This window comes from Dietzia sp. DQ11-44 (assembly GCF_014145205.1).
Taxonomy (GTDB): Bacteria; Actinomycetota; Actinomycetes; order Mycobacteriales; family Mycobacteriaceae; genus Dietzia; species Dietzia natronolimnaea.
In genome coordinates, this window is record NZ_JAALEC010000231.1 from 1 (window position 1) to 14,951 (window position 14,951).

A 14,951-nucleotide genomic window follows, 5' to 3' on the forward strand; every position below is an offset into this window, starting at 1 on the left:
GCGGACCCCACGCCGGCGGGCGGCGGCGCCGAAGGCCATCCCGGTCATGTACGCCTCGCCCCGACCACCGCGCGGCTCCCACGCCGCCGCCGCCACGTCGTCGACGTTCAGCCCGGGCCACAGCTCCGCCATCCGGTCCGGGGCGATGATCTCGGTCTCGATTCCCAGGCTCTGCTGCATGGCCACGTTCGCCCGGAGCGGGATCACGTTCTCCTCGCCCACGATCACGGCGTAGCCGCACTGACGGAAGGCCATGTCGTCGCCCAACAGCTCGGTCGCGTTCTCGAACACCGGGATGCTGTGCCAGCTCAGGGCCGCCATGGTGGGCGAACCGTAGTGGCAGCGGACGATGCCGCTGGACTTGCCGGTCATCCCGGAACACAGGGTGTCCTTCTCCACCACCAGTACGTCGGTCTCGCCGCGCTCGGTCAGGTTCCAGGCGATCGACAGCCCCTCGAGGCCGCCTCCGATGACGAGGAATTTCACTGTGTCGGTCCGCTGAGCTGTGTCGGTCGGGTGCGCTGTGCCGGTCATGGGGATCACTCTCTCGTGGTGCGTGGTGGTCAGGACGCGTCGGTCGCGGAGGTGTCATCGCAGGTGAGCAGGTCGGCCAGAACGTCGGCCAGGGCCTCGGCGCCCCGCTCGGCGTCGGCGTCCTCCACGTGCTCCTCCGGGGAATGCGACACCCCGGAGGGGTTGCGGACGAACAGCATGGCGGTGGGGACGTGCGCGGCCAGCACACCTGCGTCGTGGCCGGCCCCCGTGGCCAGGACGGGGACGCCGGGCAGATCGTCGAGCAGTCGGTCGCGGAACACCGGGTCGAAGGACACCGAACCGCTGAGCGACTCCTGCACGATCGTGCTCTCGCACCCCTCGTGCGCGGCGGCCATCGAGGCCGCCTCCGTGATCTCGTGGACGATCCGCGCGGTCACGGCGTCGTCGGGGTGCCGCACGTCCAGCCAGAGGTCGACCCTGGAGGCGATGACGTTGGTGCCGCCGGGGGTGGGCACGATCCGACCGACGGTGGCCCTGGCACCCCGGTACACGCGGGAGATCCGGCGGACGTCGAGGACGGTGCGGGAGGCCGGGATCATCGGGTCGCGGCGGTCCGCCAACAGCGTGGTGCCGGCGTGGTTGCCCTGGCCGGTGAAGGTCACCCGCCAGCGCCCGTGGCCGATGATCGACGAGGCCACCGCCACCGGGTTGCCCAGGTCGATCAGACCTCGGCCCTGTTCCACGTGGAGTTCCACGAATCGGCCGATCCGCCGCAGCGCCTCCTCGTCACGCCCCAGGCGCGCCGGATCCAGCCCGTTGGCCACGCACAGCTCGGCGTAGGTGGTGCCGTCGTCGTCGGTCAGTCCCGCGGCCGTGGCCGGGTCCATCGCCCCGGTGAGCAGCAGCGATCCCAGGCACGCCCGGCCGAACCTCGACCCCTCCTCCTCGGGGAAGACGGTCAGCGCCAGGGCCCGCCGCGGCCGCAGACCCCGGGCCCGGAGACGGTCGACCGCCACCAACGCCGAGGCCACGCCGAGAGGGCCGTCGAAGGCCCCTCCCCCGGGCACGGAGTCCAGGTGACTGCCGGTGACGACCGCGCCCTCCAGTGGATGGCCGGCCGGATTCCACCAGGCCCAGATGATCCCGTTGCGATCGGTCTCGGTGTCCAGGCCGCGCGCGGCCGCCTCGGCCAGGAACCACTCGCGCAGCTCCACCTCGGCCGCGGAGTAGACGGGGCGGCTGTATCCGCCCCTCGTCGGGTCGGTCCCGACGCCCGCGATCGCGGACATCAGCGAGGTGACGGTGGTGGTGACCGATGTGGTCATGACGGGCTCCTCGGGGTGCGGGAGGGTGGGGACGGTACGGGGGCGCCACGGCCGCGGTGGGGCGTGGGGAACGGGGCGCGGTGTGCTGTGCGCTGTGACGAGAAGCGCCGTGAACGGGGCGCCGGAGGAGGTGGTGTCGTGAGTGGTGGTGCCGCGGCTCCGCGGAACCGGGCGGGTCAGCCGTCGACGCCGTCCGGGTAGGCGGTCACCGAGAGGAACCGGATGGGTAGCTCGAGCATCGCCACCGGGCCGTGGACGCCCTCGCCGTCGAGGAGCAACGAGTCGCCCGGGCGGAGTCGGTACTCGGACTCGGCATGGTGGTAGATCATGTCGCCGGAGAGCATGTAGAGCAGCTCGGTGCCCGGGTGCTGGAAGCGGGGATGCGCCTCCGACTCGGCGGTCAGGGTCACCAGCACCGGCTCGATGCGCTTGTTGGACCCCCGCAGCGCACCGAGCAACTCGTAGTCGTGGCCCGCCGACGTGCCGCGGCCGACGATCGTGGCGCCCTGCCCGTCGGGGGTGAACACCGCGTCACGCCGGGTGTCCGCGCCGCGGAGCAACGAGGTCACCGGGACGTCGAGGCCGGTGGCGAGTTTGGCGAGCATGTTCAGCGAGCACGAGGTCTGCGCGTTCTCGATCTTGGAGAGCATCGCCTTGGAGATGCCGATCCGCTGGGACATCTCCGCGACCCCCAGGCCCTCGGCCAGGCGCAGCCTGCGGACGTGGAAACCGATGATGCGCTCGAGATCGTTGCCGGTGGGCACGTCCTCCGGGAGCTCACGCGGCGTCGCCTGGTGGACGACCCTCCGCGCGTCATCCCGGCCGACTCCCATGCCCTCGACGGTAGTCATCGTCTCGTCGCGGTGGAAGTGGGCACCCGTCGCCGGCGCGGGCCCGGTCGCGGTCCGGTCGTCCGACACGACGGTCACCTACAGTTCCCGTCCCGCGCGGCCGGGGATCCAGTCGGTCCCGGCCAACGGCACCCGCGCCATCGCGGCGGCCTCCATCGTCAACGCCACCAGGTCGTCGGGCTCCAGGTGGGTCAGGTGGGACTTTCCGCAGGCCCGGGCGATGGTCTGCGCCTCCATCGTGAGCACGTGCAGGTAGTTGGCGAGTCGCCGACCGGCGGCCTCCGGGTCCAGCCGACGTGCCAGTTCGGGGTCCTGGGTGGAGATCCCGGCCGGGTCGCGGCCGTCCTGGAAGTCGTCGTAGAACCCCGCCGCCGAGCCGAGTGCGCGGTACTCCTGCTCGTACCGGGGGTCGTTGTCCCCGAGCGCGATCAGTGCCGCCGTCCCGATCGCCACCGCGTCCGCGCCCAGGGCCATGGCCTTGGCCACGTCCGCGCCCGAGCGGATCCCCCCGGAGACGATCAGCTGCACCTTCCGGTGCAGGTCCATCTCCTGGAGGGCCTGCACGGCCTGCGGGATCGCGGCGAGGGTGGGGATGCCCACGTGCTCGATGAACACGTCCTGGGTGGCCGCGGTTCCGCCCTGCATGCCGTCCACGACCACCACGTCCGCACCGGCCTTCACCGCGAGCTTGACGTCGTAGTAGGTGCGGGTGGCGCCGACCTTGACGTACACCGGCTTCTCCCAGCCGGTGATCTCGCGCAGCTCGAGGATCTTGATGGCGAGGTCGTCGGGGCCCGTCCAGTCCGGGTGTCGGCAGGCCGAACGCTGGTCGATCCCCTTGGGCAGGGTCCGCATCTGCGCCACCCGGTCGGAGATCTTCTGCCCCAGGAGCATGCCGCCGCCACCGGGCTTGGCGCCCTGTCCCAGGACCACCTCGATGGCGTCGGCCTTGCGCAGGTCGACGGGGTTCATCCCGTAGCGCGAGGGCAGGTACTGGTAGACGAGCCTCGAGCTCTGGCCGCGCTCCTCCGCGGTCATCCCGCCGTCGCCGGTGGTCGTGGAGGTGCCCGCCGCGCTGGCCCCGCGACCGAGGGCCTCCTTGGCCTGCGCCGACAGGGCCCCGAAGCTCATCCCGGCGATGGTCACGGGGATGTCCAGGTGGAGGGGCCTCGAGGCGTGCCGGGTGCCCAGGGTGATGTCGGTGCCGCAGCGTTCGCGGTATCCCTCGAGCGGGTACCGGGACATCGAGGCGCCCAGGAACAGCAGGTCGTCGAAGTGCGGCACCGTGCGCTTGGCGCCCCAGCCGCGGATGTCGTAGATCCCGGTCGCGGCGGCGCGCTGGATCTCGTGGATCACCGGACGGGGGAACGTGGCGGACTCGCGCAGGGTCGGGTCGACGGTTCCTGTCGGGATCTGCGGGGGGGATGCCTGGTCGGTTCGGGTGTGTCCGTCGAAGGGCATGTCTGGCTCCTGTCGGGGAGGGTGGCGGGGCGGTCAGTAGGCGGAGGCGTTGTCCACGTCGAAGCTGTAGAGGGTGCGGGCGGAGCCGTAACGCCGGAACTCCGCGGTCGAGATCCCGGTGACGCCCGCCCGGTCGAGCAGCTCCCCGAGCTCGGTGTGGTGCTCGGACCGCATCTCCTTCTCGACGCAGTCGGCGCCGAGGGACTCGACCCGGCCCCGCACGTAGATGTGGACCTCGTAGAGGGAGTCGCCGAGGGCGTCACCGGCGTCGCCCAGGACGACCAGGCGCCCGGCCTGCCCCATGAAGCAGCTCATGTGGCCGATCGAACCGCCGACGACGATGTCCACCCCCTTCATCGAGATCCCGCACCGGGCGCCGGCGTCCCCCTCGATCACCAGCAGCCCGCCGTGGGCCGTCGCCCCGGCGGACTGGGAGGCCGACCCGGTGACCCGCACCGTCCCCGACATCATGTTCTCGGCCACCCCGACCCCCACGTTCCCGTTGACCGTCACGAGGGCGCCGTCGTTCATTCCCGCGGTGTAGTACCCGGTGGGGCCGTCGATCACGACCTCGTCCGGCTTCTCCAGGCCGACCGCGAGCGCGTGCGCCCCCCTGGGACCGGTGAGCAGGTATCTGCCGGTGCCGTCGGAGTCCTGGAGGATCCGGTTGGTCTCGCGCAACCCGGTCTTCCGGACGTCGATCACGTGCGGGGCGGTGGTCGGCGCGTCGCCGAGGGGTCCGAGCTCCTGCGGTGCGAAGGCCTGTTCCGGCGTGACGGTCATCGTTCTTCCTTCCTGGTGGGGTGCTGCGGTGCTGCGGTGGTGCCGGGGGTTCAGCGGCGCCAGTGGTACACGCGGCCCGGCTCGGGCTCGTAGAGGTGCGCCTGGTCGATGCCCGGCAGGTGCGCCATCGCCCGGTACTCCGAGGCCATGGCCACGTAGCGGTCGGTCTCGGCGATCACTGCGGGCTTGCAGGCGATCGGGTCTCGCACCACCGCGAACTCCTCGGCCGTGGACACCAGGAGGGTGTAGAAGCCGTCGAGGACGCCGGCCATCTCTGCCAGTGCCTGGTCGATCTCCGCACCGCGGGCGATCTGCTCCGCCACGAAGCGAGCGGCCACCTCGGTGTCGTTGAGGGTGTCGCAGTGGATGTCGCGGCGGGCCAGTTCGCGGCGCACCGAGGCGTGGTTGGAGAAGGACCCGTTGTGGACGATGCACTGGTCCGGACCCACGGAGAAGGGGTGCGAACCGGCCGGGGTGACGGCGGACTCGGTGGCCATGCGGGTGTGCCCGACGCCCTGCCATCCCGAGGCCCCCGGTAGGCCGAAACCCTCGGCCAGGTTCAGCGGCAGGCCGACGCCCTTGAGGACGGCGAGCTCGCTGCCCAGGCCGACCAGGACCACCTCCGGGACCGCGCTTCGAACGGCGGAGGCCAGGGTCTCGGGGTCGGTCCCGGCGGACAGGAGCACGGTGGCACCCAGCTCGCGTCCCGACACCTCGCAGCCCAGGTGGGTGCCGACACGCGAGGCCAGCGCCGGCGCGTCGACGCCGTCCGCCAGCACGGTGACGGTGGCCGATCCCGCCGGGGTCCAGTCGGGGTTGCCGTAGACGGCGACTCCGGCCGAGTCCGAACCGCGGTCGGTCATCTCACCGAGCATGGTGGTGAGCAGGTCGCCGAGCCGGGGTTCGAGCTCCGGGTCGCGCAGGTGGAGTCCGACGATGCCGCACATGGGGTTCTCCTGGTGAGGTCGAGGTGAGGGTGTGGAGGGAGTGGAGGCGGGCGGCCGTCAGGGCCGCCGCCGCGCGTCACAGCGCGGTGAGGTACTCGTCGATCTCCCACTGGGTGACGGTGTTGTGCCAGGAGATGAACTCCTCGCGCTTGAGGTCGGCGTAGTACGCGGCCACCCCGTCGCCACCGATGTCCAGTGCGGCGCGGACGACCTCGTCCCGGCCCATCTCCTCCACGGCGTGCAGCAGGGTCGGCGGCAGGGTGTGGGTGGCCTCGCCGACCGTGGCCGGCACGCCGGGGTCGAGTTCCCGCCGCACGCCGTCGAGGCCGGCGGCCAGTTGCACCGCCACGGCCAGGTAGGGGTTGGCCGAGCCGTCGCCTCCCCGGAGCTCGACGCGATTGCCGTCGGGGACGCGCAGGTAGTGCGTGCGGTCGTTACCGCCGTAGGTCGCGTCGGTGGGCGACCACGTGGCCCCCGACGCGGTCGTGCGCGCCCCAATACGTTTGTAGGAGTTGATGGTGGGGCACAGCACCGCGTGCATGCCGGCGGCGTGGGTGAGGACGCCCGCGATGAACGAGTACGCGGTGGGCGAGAGCCCCAGTCCGTACCGGTCGTCGCCGACCGCGGGGAACACCGGGTGTCCGTCGCGCCAGAGGGACATGTGCAGGTGCATCCCCGATCCGGTGCGGTCGGAGAACGGCTTGGGCATGAAGGTGGCGATCATGTCCCGCTGTTCGGCCAGCATGGAGATGATGTAGCGCAGCGTCATGACCCTGTCGGCGGTGACCATCGCCTCGTCGTAGGCGAAGTTCTGCTCGAACTGCCCGTTGCCGTCCTCGTGGTCGTTGGCGTAGTTGGCCCAGCCGAGCACGTTCATCGCGTCCGAGACCCCGGCGAGGTGCTCGAACATCCGCGTCACGCCCCGGGCGTCGTAGCACGGGTGGGACTCGTCGTCCTTGGGATCGGCGGTGCACAGCGACCCGTCGGCGTTCTTGCGGACCAGGAAATACTCGACCTCCGCCCCGACCTTGAGCTCGAGACCGTCGGTCGCGGCGTCCGCGAGCATCCGTCCCAGGATGACGCGCGGCGCGAAGCGCCACGGCTCCCCGCTCACCCAGGGGTCGCAGTGCACCAGGGCCAGTCCGGGTTTGATGAAGTCGAGGGTGGTGAAGGAGCGGGGGTCGGGGACGACGAGGAGGTCGGGGTCCCTGGGCTGTTGGCCGATCGCGTCGGCGGCGTACCCGGCGAAGCCCAGCTCCCCGGCCTCCAGTTGGTCGACCGCGGAGGCCGGGACGAGCTTGGCGCACGGCTTGCCCCGGAGGTTGGTGAACACGGCCAGGACGAATCGCGTCCCGGTGTCCGCGACCATCCGGGCGAGGGTGCCGGGCGCGCTCTCGGCCTCCCGGGCGGCGTCGAGCGTCGGGAACGACGACCGCCTGCTCTCGCCGTTCGCACGGTCGGCGACCCCGACGGAGGGGTCTGCGGTGACTGTCATGACGTCTCCTGATCCGAGGGTTTCTGCGTGGTGGTCATAATGTACTGCTGTTAAACCTGCGGCTGGTTACCGCGATGTAACGGGATTCGGCAGGCGAAAAGCCGCGTCTAACTGCGTACTTCGCTGCGTTCTCGACTCAGGGCGCGGTTCGCCCCCGCGGCGGTAACCGAATGGAAACGATCGCGGTACCTGCCAGTAAGCAACACCGGATCACACTGTGAAACGCACGGTCCCCACGTCGCCCCGCCCGGGAGTGGCCTCACAGAGAAGAGAGAAACATGGACGTAGCCATAGCGGCGGCCGACACCGCCTGGGTGCTCGCGGCCATGGTCGCGGTGGCCTTCATGGTCCCCGGCCTGGCCCTGTTCTACGGCGGCATGGTCAGCATCCGCAGCACGCTCAACATGATGATGATGACGATCGGCGCGGTCGCCGTGATGGCCGTGCTGTGGGTCCTCTTCGGCTACTCGCTGACCTTCGGCGACTCGGTCGGGGGCGCCGGTGTGCTGGGCGATCCGCTCGAGTACCTGGGCCTGAGGGGCATCATGGCCGAGCCCGAGACGCCAGGCCTGCCGCCCGCCCTGTTCGCCGGGTTCCTCCTGCTCTTCGCGGGGATCACCGTCGCCCTCGTGGCCGGCGGGGTGGCGGACCGTATGCGCTTCTCCACCTGGCTGGTCTTCGCCATCGTGTGGCCGGTACTGGTGTTCTTCCCCGTGGCCCACTGGGTGTTCGCCTTCGACTCCGACGACGGGTCGGTCACGGGTGGGTGGATCGCCAACAACCTGGGGGCCATCGACCTCGCGGGCGGCACCGCCATCCACATCAACGCCGGTGTCGCGACGCTCGCGCTGGTGCTCGTGCTCGGTCGACGAACCGGCTTCCCCACGATCAGCAGACCGCACAGCGTTCCCCTGACGTTCCTCGGCGCCGGCATGCTGTTCGCCGGCTGGATCGGCTTCAACGCCGGCTCCGCCGTCGCCGCGGGCAACACGGCTGCGGTGGCCGCGCTCAACACCGTGGTCGCCGGACTGTGTGGCGCGCTGGCCTGGATGATCACCGAGCAGGTCCGCGCCAAGCACCCCACGACTCTGGGAGTGGCCTCCGGGCTCGTGGCCGGTCTGGTGGGCATCACCCCGGCCGCCGCCGCGGTCAGCCCGCTCGGTGCCATCGCGATCGGCCTGATCTGCGGCGTGGTCTGCCACTACGCGGTGGGCCTGAAGTACCGCCTCGGCTACGACGACTCGCTCGACGTGGCCGGGCTACACATGGTCGCGGGCATCATCGGCACGCTGCTCATCGGTGTGATCGCCGATCCCGCCTCCCCCGTCGGCGAGGCCGGACTGCTGTTCGGCGGCGGGTTCGGGCAGCTCGGGGCCCAGGCCCTGGCCACGGCGGCGGTGCTGGCCTACTCCTTCACCGTCACGCTGCTCATCGCCTTCGTCCTGGACAAGACGATGGGCCTGCGGGTCACCGAGGAGGACGAGCGGGAGGGCCTGGACAAGGCCTACCACCGCGAGATGGCCTACTTCCAGGACGCCCTCGAGGGCGATGGGCTCGGCACCGACGCCGTGGTCGTCACAGGGAAAGAGGAGCCGGAGGCGGCCACCGCGGCCCCGCCCACCTCCTCGACCTAGTCAACCTGATCGACCGTTCCACCCGAACAGTGACGAGGAGGCGGTCCCGCGTGGGACCGCCTCCTCGTCGTCGTACCGGGTTATCCGGCCGGTTCTAGCGGCCCACCCCGACCGGCTGCTCCTTGAGCGCGCCCAGGATGTCGTCGACACGGTCCTTGGCGTCGCCGAACAGCATCTGCGTGTTGTCGCGGAAGAACAACGGGTTCTGCACGCCGGCGTATCCGGCGGCCATGGACCGCTTGAACACGACCACATCGGCGGCCTCCCACACGTGGAGCACGGGCATGCCGGCGATCGGGCTGCCCGGGTCCTCGGCGGCGTCCGGGTTGACGGTGTCGTTGGCGCCGATCACCAGGACCACGTCGGTGTCGGCGAAGTCGTCGTTGATCTCGTCGAGCTCGAACACGATGTCGTACGGCACCTTGGCCTCGGCGAGCAGCACGTTCATGTGCCCGGGCAGACGACCGGCGACGGGGTGCACGGCGAAGCGGACGTCGACGCCCCGCTCGCGCAGGGTGCGGGTGAGATCTGCGACGGGGTACTGCGCCTGCGCCACGGCCATGCCGTAGCCCGGGGCGATGATCACCTTCGAGGCGCCCGCCAGCAGCTCGGCGGCGCCGGCGACGTCGATCTCGCTGTGCTCCCCGTGGTCCTTGCCCTCGCCCGAGGCGGCCTCGATGCCGAAGCCCCCCAGGATGACGGAGAAGAACGACCGGTTCATGGCCTTGCACATGATGTAGGACAGGTAGGCGCCCGACGAGCCGACCAGTGCGCCGGTGACGATGAGCAGGTCGTTGCCGAGCAGGAAGCCCGTCGCGGCGGCGGCCCACCCGGAGTACGAGTTGAGCATCGAGACCACGACCGGCATGTCGCCGCCGCCGATGCTTGCCACGAGGTGCCAGCCCAGGGCCAGCGCCAGCACCGTGACCAGCGCGAGCATCCACAGTGCCGGGCTGATGACGAACGCCGCGGTGAGCGCGATGAACGCCACCAGGATCCCGGCGTTGATGAGGTTCTTGCCCGGCAGCACCAGCGGCGCGGACTTCATCTTCCCCGAGAGCTTGAGGTAGGCCACGATCGAGCCGGTGAAGGTGATGGCGCCGATGAACACGCCGATGAACACCTCCGCGTGGTGGATGTCCAGCAGCGAGCCGGTGAGCTCACCGTGCAGTTCGGGCTCGAGGTAACCGTTCCAGCCCACCAGCACCGCGGCCAGGCCCACGAAGGAGTGGAGCAGGGCGATCAGCTCGGGCATCTCGGTCATCTGCACCCGGCGGGCGCGCAGCAGCCCGAGGGTCGCGCCGATCAGCACCGCCACCACCATGAGGACGATCCCGATGGTGGCGGGCTGGTGGTCGATCACCAGCGCGACGGTGGCCAGGAGCGCCAGCGCCATGCCGGCGATGCCGAAGCTCAGGCCCCGACGGGCGGTCTCGTGCTTGGACAGGCCGGCCAGGGACATGATGAACAGCAGCGCGGCGACGAGGTAGGCCGCGTTGGCGGCGGTCACGAGTGACATCTACTCAGGCTCCCTTCGAGAACATGCCGAGCATGCGGCGCGTCACGGCGAAGCCGCCGAAGACGTTGATGGACGCGACGAGGATCGCGATGGTGGCCAGGACCAGGCCGGCGGTGTTGTCGATCCCGATCTGCAGGAGCGCGCCCACGACGATCACACCGGAGATCGCGTTGGTCACCGACATGAGCGGTGTGTGCAGCGCGTGGTGGACGTTGCCGATCACGTAGTAGCCGATCACGATCGCCAGGACGAACACGGTGATGTGGCGCGGGATGTCACCCGGCGCGACGGCCGTGAGCAGGAGTAGCACCGCCATGCCCACGGCGATCAGTCCGAGCCTGGCGCCGGGAGACATCTTCTTCTTCTCCGCGCGCGGCTCGAGCGGAGCGGCAGCCGCCGCCGCGGGGGCGGCGCTGACCTGAACCGGCGGGGGCGGCCACATGACCTCGCCGCCCTTGGCCACGGTCACCCCGCGTTGGACGACGTCGTCCAGATCCAGCGCCCACCGACCGTCCTTCTCCGGGGTGACGAGCTTGGTGAGGTTGACCAGGTTGGTGCCGTACAACTGCGATGCCTGTGCGGGCAGGCGCCCGGCGAGATCGGTGTACCCGATGATCGTCACGCCGTTCTCGGTCACCACGACCTCGTCGGCGACGCTGCCCTCGACGTTGCCGCCCTGGGCGGCGGCCATGTCCACGATGACCGAGCCGCGCTTCATCGACGCCACATCCGCGGCGGTGAGCAGGCGCGGGGCCGCCCGGCCCGGGATCAGCGCGGTGGTGATGACAATGTCCACGTCGGCCGCCTGGGCCGAGTACAGGGCCGCGGCGGCGCGGTCGTAGGCCTCGCTGGTGGCCTTGGCGTAGCCGTCCGTGGAGACGACCTTCTCCTCGTCCGGGACCTCGACGGGCAGGTATTCGCCGCCGATCGACCCCACCTGGTCGGCCACCTCGGGCCGCGGATCGGTGGCGCGGACGATCGCCCCGAGGCTGCTGGCCGCACCGATCGCCGCCAGACCGGCGACCCCAGCCCCGGCCACCAGCACCTTGGCCGGCGGGACCTTGCCCGCCGCGGTGACCTGTCCGGTGAAGAACCGGCCGAAGTGGTGGGCGGCCTCGATCACGGCGCGGTAGCCGGCGATGTTGGCCATGGAGCTGAGCACGTCCATCGACTGGGCCCGGGAGATCCGCGGGACCGCGTCCATCGCCAGTGCGGTGACCCCGCGCTCGGCCAGGACGGACAGCAACCGCTCGTTCTGGGCGGGCGCCAGGAGTCCCACGAGGGTCGCACCGGACCGCATCCGGGCCACCTCGGACTCCGTGGGCACCGCGACCTTCAACACGACGTCGCTCGACCAGGCCTCGTCACCCTCCACCAGGTCGGCACCCGACTCGGCGTAGGCCGCGTCCGAGAATTCGGCGCGCGTTCCCGCCCCGTTCTCCACCACGACCCGGTAGCCCAGGCCGATCAACTTCGCGACGGTCGCCGGGGTGGCGGCCACCCGCCTCTCCGCGGGATCGGACTCGGCGACCACGCCGATCACCGAGGGGGCGTCCGCGGTGTCCCGGATGTCGGTCTCCGGGGTCATATCGGGGATCTCTTCGAGGCTCGAGGCCATGTGGGGGTTCCTTCGACAGCGTTGTGGAGAGCCGACGCGCGTGCACCGACCCAGACAATGTCCGTTCATTACATCGTGTTCGGGACCCGGGGTGGGATCGTCCGCTGATCGCGTCGGGCACCGATGGGGATCCGAGCTGTGGGATGCGGGCTCACGGGTGGCGCGGGCGAGAGGGTGATCTCTGCTCCGTCCACCATGAGGACGTTGCTCTCCGGTCCGTCGGCATGGTGGCGCCGACCTCCGGGAGAACTTCCGCGTGAGCCTACGTCACGCCGATTATTGAACCCGATTCAGGTGACGTGTGCAACGCCCGCGCCCCACTCCCCGGCCCGAAATGCGAAGAGCCGGCCTCTCGGCCGGCTCACGGGTGCACCCTCGGCTGCACTCGGCTGGTGGGCGAAGGGGGACTTGAACCCCCACGTCCCGAAGGACACTGGCACCTGAAGCCAGCGCGTCTGCCATTCCGCCACTCGCCCGAGTAACGCCCGAATACGTTAACACGCGCCACACCGGCCGTACCAATCCGCTGGTGGAGCCTCACCCCGCGACCTCCGGGGATGCGGGACACGTGCTTCGGGCCGCCCCCGCCTCTATGATCGACCGGATGCCGCCGACACGCGCGGCGGCCGGACGTCCGGACACGTACCAGGGAAGAGGAGGCGCTCGTGGGAATCGTCGGCAAGTTCGAACGCACACTCCAGGGCGCGGTCGGGGACGCCTTCGCCCGTCTCTTCGGCGGCAAGGTGGTGGCGGCCGAGGTGGAGGCGCAGCTGCGGAAGCAGTCCGAGGCCTCTCTCAAGGTGGTCGACGGTCACCTGCTGGTCTCCAACAGCTACACCATCACCCTCGCCCGGTCGGACTACGCGTCCTTCACGGAGGACGAGGCCCTGGCCGTCAAGACCTTCTCCCGCCATCTCTCGGACCACATCGCGGAGCAGGGCTGGGAAACCTACGGCCCGGTCACCGTCACCTTCGTCGAACGCGACGACCTGCACACCGGGCAGATGCGGATCAACGGGGTCGTGGACCCCGACGCCGTCCCGTTCCACATCTCGGCCGCCGCGCCGGCACCGGCACCGGGCCATCCGGCTCCGTCGTCGCCGTCCCCCGCGTCGCCGGGCGCCAGTCAGGAGAAGAACCCCATGCAGGCACCCGCCTCCAACTACCCCGTCGCCACCCGGTCCGGGTCCGCAGGCCAGAACACCGGCTGGGGTGGCCCGTCCGACGCCCCGACGCAGATCACCCAGGGTCGGGCCTCGCTCACGGTGACACTGCACCTCGAGGACGGATCCGGGCGCACCTTCCGCCTCCAGCGCGGCTCCAACCTGCTCGGCCGCGGCCAGGACGCGGCCTTCCGCCTCCCTGACACCGGGGTGTCCCGGCAGCACGCGGACATCCGGTTCGACGGCCGCGAGGCGGTCCTGACCGACCTGGGCTCCACCAACGGGACCACGGTCAACGAGGGCCCCGTTCAGGACTGGCAGCTGGCGGACGGCGACGTGATCCGCGTCGGACACTCGGAGATAACCGTCCGGTTCGACTAGCCTCGACAGGCATGGACCCCCGGGAACCTCCGGGGGCGATCACACGTTGCCCGAGGTGACCTGACCGGAGAGGGGAGGACCGAACTCGTGCAGGGACTCGTCCTACAACTCTCGCGTGGCCTCCTCCTGGTGCTGTTGTGGCTGTTCATCTACCTCGTCCTGCGGGCGCTGAAGACCGACGTCTTCGGCAACGTCGGGATGCGGTCGGGCGGCCAGGGTGAGCGCCGGGGCGGCTTCCTCGGCCGCGGCACCAAGGCGATCCGCCACCTCGTCGTCACCCAGGGCGCCCTCGCCGGGACCCGCATCACGCTGTCCGAACAGCCGGTCCTGCTCGGCCGGGCCGACTCGTGCACCCTGGTGATCGACGACGACTACGCATCCAACCAACACGCCAGGCTGTCGCCCCACGGGCCGGACTGGTTCCTGGAGGACCTCGGTTCGACCAACGGCACCTATCTGGACAGGACGCGGGTGACGACCCCGGTCAAGGTGGCCGCCGGCACGCCGATCCGGATCGGCAAGACCGTGATCGAGCTGCGCGCGTGACCCCCGCGCTCAGTTACGCCGCCCGCTCCCACACGGGGATGGTGCGGGACAACAACGAGGACTCCGCGTACGCCGCGCCCCGGGTCCTCGTGCTGGCCGACGGCATGGGTGGCCACGCCGCGGGCGAGTTGGCCAGCCAGATCATGGTCGCGACCCTGGCCAAGCTCGACGAGGACCAACCGGGGTCGGACCTCGCCGGCGCGCTCAGCCGGGCAATGCACGAGGGCAACCAGGCGATCGCCGCGCACGTCGAGGCGCATCCCGAGGCCGAGGGCATGGGCTGCACCCTCACCGCCCTGCTCTTCGACGGCCGGCGCATGGGACTGCTCCACGTCGGCGACTCGCGCGCCTACCTGCTCCGCGACGACGTCCTCACGCAGATCACCAAGGACGACACCTTCGTCCAGTCGCTCGTCGACCGCGGCGAGCTCACCGCCGAGGAAGCGCACGTGCACCCGCGGCGCTCGCTCATCCTCAAGGCGCTCACCGGAGATCCCGTCGAGCCCACCACCGCCGTCCGGGAGGCACGGGTCGGCGACCGCTACCTGCTGTGCTCGGACGGCCTGTCCGACCCGGTGAGCGCCGAGACCATCGCCGAGACCCTCGGGACCGGGTCCGCCGACGCCGCCGCCGAGCGGCTCGTCCAGCTCGCGCTGCGGTCCGGTGGCCCCGACAACGTCACGGTCGTGGTGGCGGACGTCGTGGACTCCCCCCGCGGCGGCACGGTCGTGCC

General features: G+C 70.7%; 13 protein-coding genes and 1 tRNA gene. 4 read left to right on the forward strand and 10 right to left on the reverse strand.

Going from position 1 to position 14,951, the window contains the following annotated elements:
• The 7 genes from G6018_RS06695 to glnT all read right to left on the reverse strand — a co-directional run.
• Positions 1–534, reverse strand: a 534-nt coding sequence (locus G6018_RS06695; protein ID WP_182639216.1) for an FAD-dependent oxidoreductase, incomplete at its 3' end; no start/stop codon positions are given.
• 29 nt (positions 535–563) lie between these two features.
• Positions 564–1,820, reverse strand: a complete 1,257-nt coding sequence (locus tag G6018_RS06700; RefSeq protein WP_182615845.1) for an allantoate amidohydrolase — start codon at positions 1,818–1,820, stop codon at positions 564–566.
• 176 nt (positions 1,821–1,996) lie between these two features.
• Positions 1,997–2,653 carry an XRE family transcriptional regulator gene (locus G6018_RS06705; RefSeq protein WP_182615852.1) on the reverse strand — a complete coding sequence of 219 codons (657 nt, stop codon included), beginning with the start codon at positions 2,651–2,653 and terminating at the stop codon, positions 1,997–1,999.
• A gap of 96 nt (positions 2,654–2,749) precedes the next feature.
• Entirely contained in the window at positions 2,750–4,132 is a 1,383-nt protein-coding gene (locus G6018_RS06710; RefSeq protein ID WP_241731028.1) for an FMN-binding glutamate synthase family protein, read from the reverse strand.
• Positions 4,133–4,165: 33 nt separating this feature from the next.
• The gene (locus tag G6018_RS06715) at positions 4,166–4,915 is read right to left on the reverse strand and encodes a protein glxC (protein ID WP_182615846.1); all 750 of its coding nucleotides are present in this window, start codon (positions 4,913–4,915) and stop codon (positions 4,166–4,168) included.
• A 50-nt stretch (positions 4,916–4,965) separates the two neighbouring features.
• Positions 4,966–5,862 carry a glutamine amidotransferase gene (locus G6018_RS06720; RefSeq protein ID WP_182639217.1) on the reverse strand — a complete coding sequence of 299 codons (897 nt, stop codon included), beginning with the start codon at positions 5,860–5,862 and terminating at the stop codon, positions 4,966–4,968.
• 76 nt (positions 5,863–5,938) lie between these two features.
• Positions 5,939–7,231, reverse strand: coding sequence for a type III glutamate--ammonia ligase (glnT, locus tag G6018_RS06725; protein WP_241731029.1), 1,293 nt, complete (start codon positions 7,229–7,231; stop codon positions 5,939–5,941).
• A 404-nt stretch (positions 7,232–7,635) separates the two neighbouring features.
• Here glnT and G6018_RS06730 point away from each other — a divergent pair, with 404 nt between their 5' ends.
• Complete coding sequence (locus G6018_RS06730; protein WP_182609419.1) at positions 7,636–8,991, forward strand: ammonium transporter; 1,356 nt, start codon at positions 7,636–7,638, stop codon at positions 8,989–8,991.
• A gap of 94 nt (positions 8,992–9,085) precedes the next feature.
• On the opposite strand, the gene pntB is transcribed toward G6018_RS06730, so the two are convergent.
• The 3 genes from pntB to G6018_RS06745 all read right to left on the reverse strand — a co-directional run bounded on the left by pntB (position 9,086) and on the right by G6018_RS06745 (position 12,604).
• A complete protein-coding gene (gene pntB / locus G6018_RS06735; protein ID WP_179524038.1) occupies positions 9,086–10,510 on the reverse strand; it encodes a Re/Si-specific NAD(P)(+) transhydrogenase subunit beta in 1,425 nt (474 codons plus the stop codon).
• 4 nt (positions 10,511–10,514) lie between these two features.
• Positions 10,515–12,098 (reverse strand): Re/Si-specific NAD(P)(+) transhydrogenase subunit alpha, encoded by a 1,584-nt coding sequence (locus tag G6018_RS06740; RefSeq protein ID WP_182615856.1) that lies wholly within the window; start codon positions 12,096–12,098, stop codon positions 10,515–10,517.
• A 420-nt stretch (positions 12,099–12,518) separates the two neighbouring features.
• Positions 12,519–12,604: transfer RNA gene (locus G6018_RS06745), tRNA-Leu, on the reverse strand.
• 189 nt (positions 12,605–12,793) lie between these two features.
• On the opposite strand from G6018_RS06745, the gene G6018_RS17645 reads away from it, so the two are divergent.
• The 3 genes from G6018_RS17645 to G6018_RS06760 all read left to right on the forward strand — a co-directional run.
• Positions 12,794–13,672: an FhaA domain-containing protein gene (locus G6018_RS17645; RefSeq protein WP_182615848.1), complete on the forward strand. Its 879-nt coding sequence runs from the start codon at positions 12,794–12,796 to the stop codon at positions 13,670–13,672.
• Between the two features lie 87 nt (positions 13,673–13,759).
• Positions 13,760–14,218 (forward strand): FHA domain-containing protein, encoded by a 459-nt coding sequence (locus G6018_RS06755; RefSeq protein WP_107747200.1) that lies wholly within the window; start codon positions 13,760–13,762, stop codon positions 14,216–14,218.
• The coding region (locus tag G6018_RS06760) for a protein phosphatase 2C domain-containing protein (protein ID WP_182639218.1) at positions 14,215–14,951 on the forward strand (737 nt) is incomplete at its 3' end. The genes G6018_RS06755 and G6018_RS06760, both read left to right, overlap by 4 nt.

Coding starts and splice junctions, on each gene's coding strand:
- G6018_RS06700 (WP_182615845.1), bottom strand. CDS start 1,820: ATGACCACATCGGTCACCACCACCGTCACCTCGCTGATGTCCGCGATC.
- G6018_RS06705 (WP_182615852.1), bottom strand. CDS start 2,653: ATGGGAGTCGGCCGGGATGACGCGCGGAGGGTCGTCCACCAGGCGACG.
- G6018_RS06710 (WP_241731028.1), bottom strand. CDS start 4,132: ATGCCCTTCGACGGACACACCCGAACCGACCAGGCATCCCCCCCGCAG.
- G6018_RS06715 (WP_182615846.1), bottom strand. CDS start 4,915: ATGACCGTCACGCCGGAACAGGCCTTCGCACCGCAGGAGCTCGGACCC.
- G6018_RS06720 (WP_182639217.1), bottom strand. CDS start 5,862: ATGTGCGGCATCGTCGGACTCCACCTGCGCGACCCGGAGCTCGAACCC.
- glnT (WP_241731029.1), bottom strand. CDS start 7,231: ATGGTCGCGGACACCGGGACGCGATTCGTCCTGGCCGTGTTCACCAAC.
- G6018_RS06730 (WP_182609419.1), top strand. CDS start 7,636: ATGGACGTAGCCATAGCGGCGGCCGACACCGCCTGGGTGCTCGCGGCC.
- pntB (WP_179524038.1), bottom strand. CDS start 10,510: ATGTCACTCGTGACCGCCGCCAACGCGGCCTACCTCGTCGCCGCGCTG.
- G6018_RS06740 (WP_182615856.1), bottom strand. CDS start 12,098: ATGACCCCGGAGACCGACATCCGGGACACCGCGGACGCCCCCTCGGTG.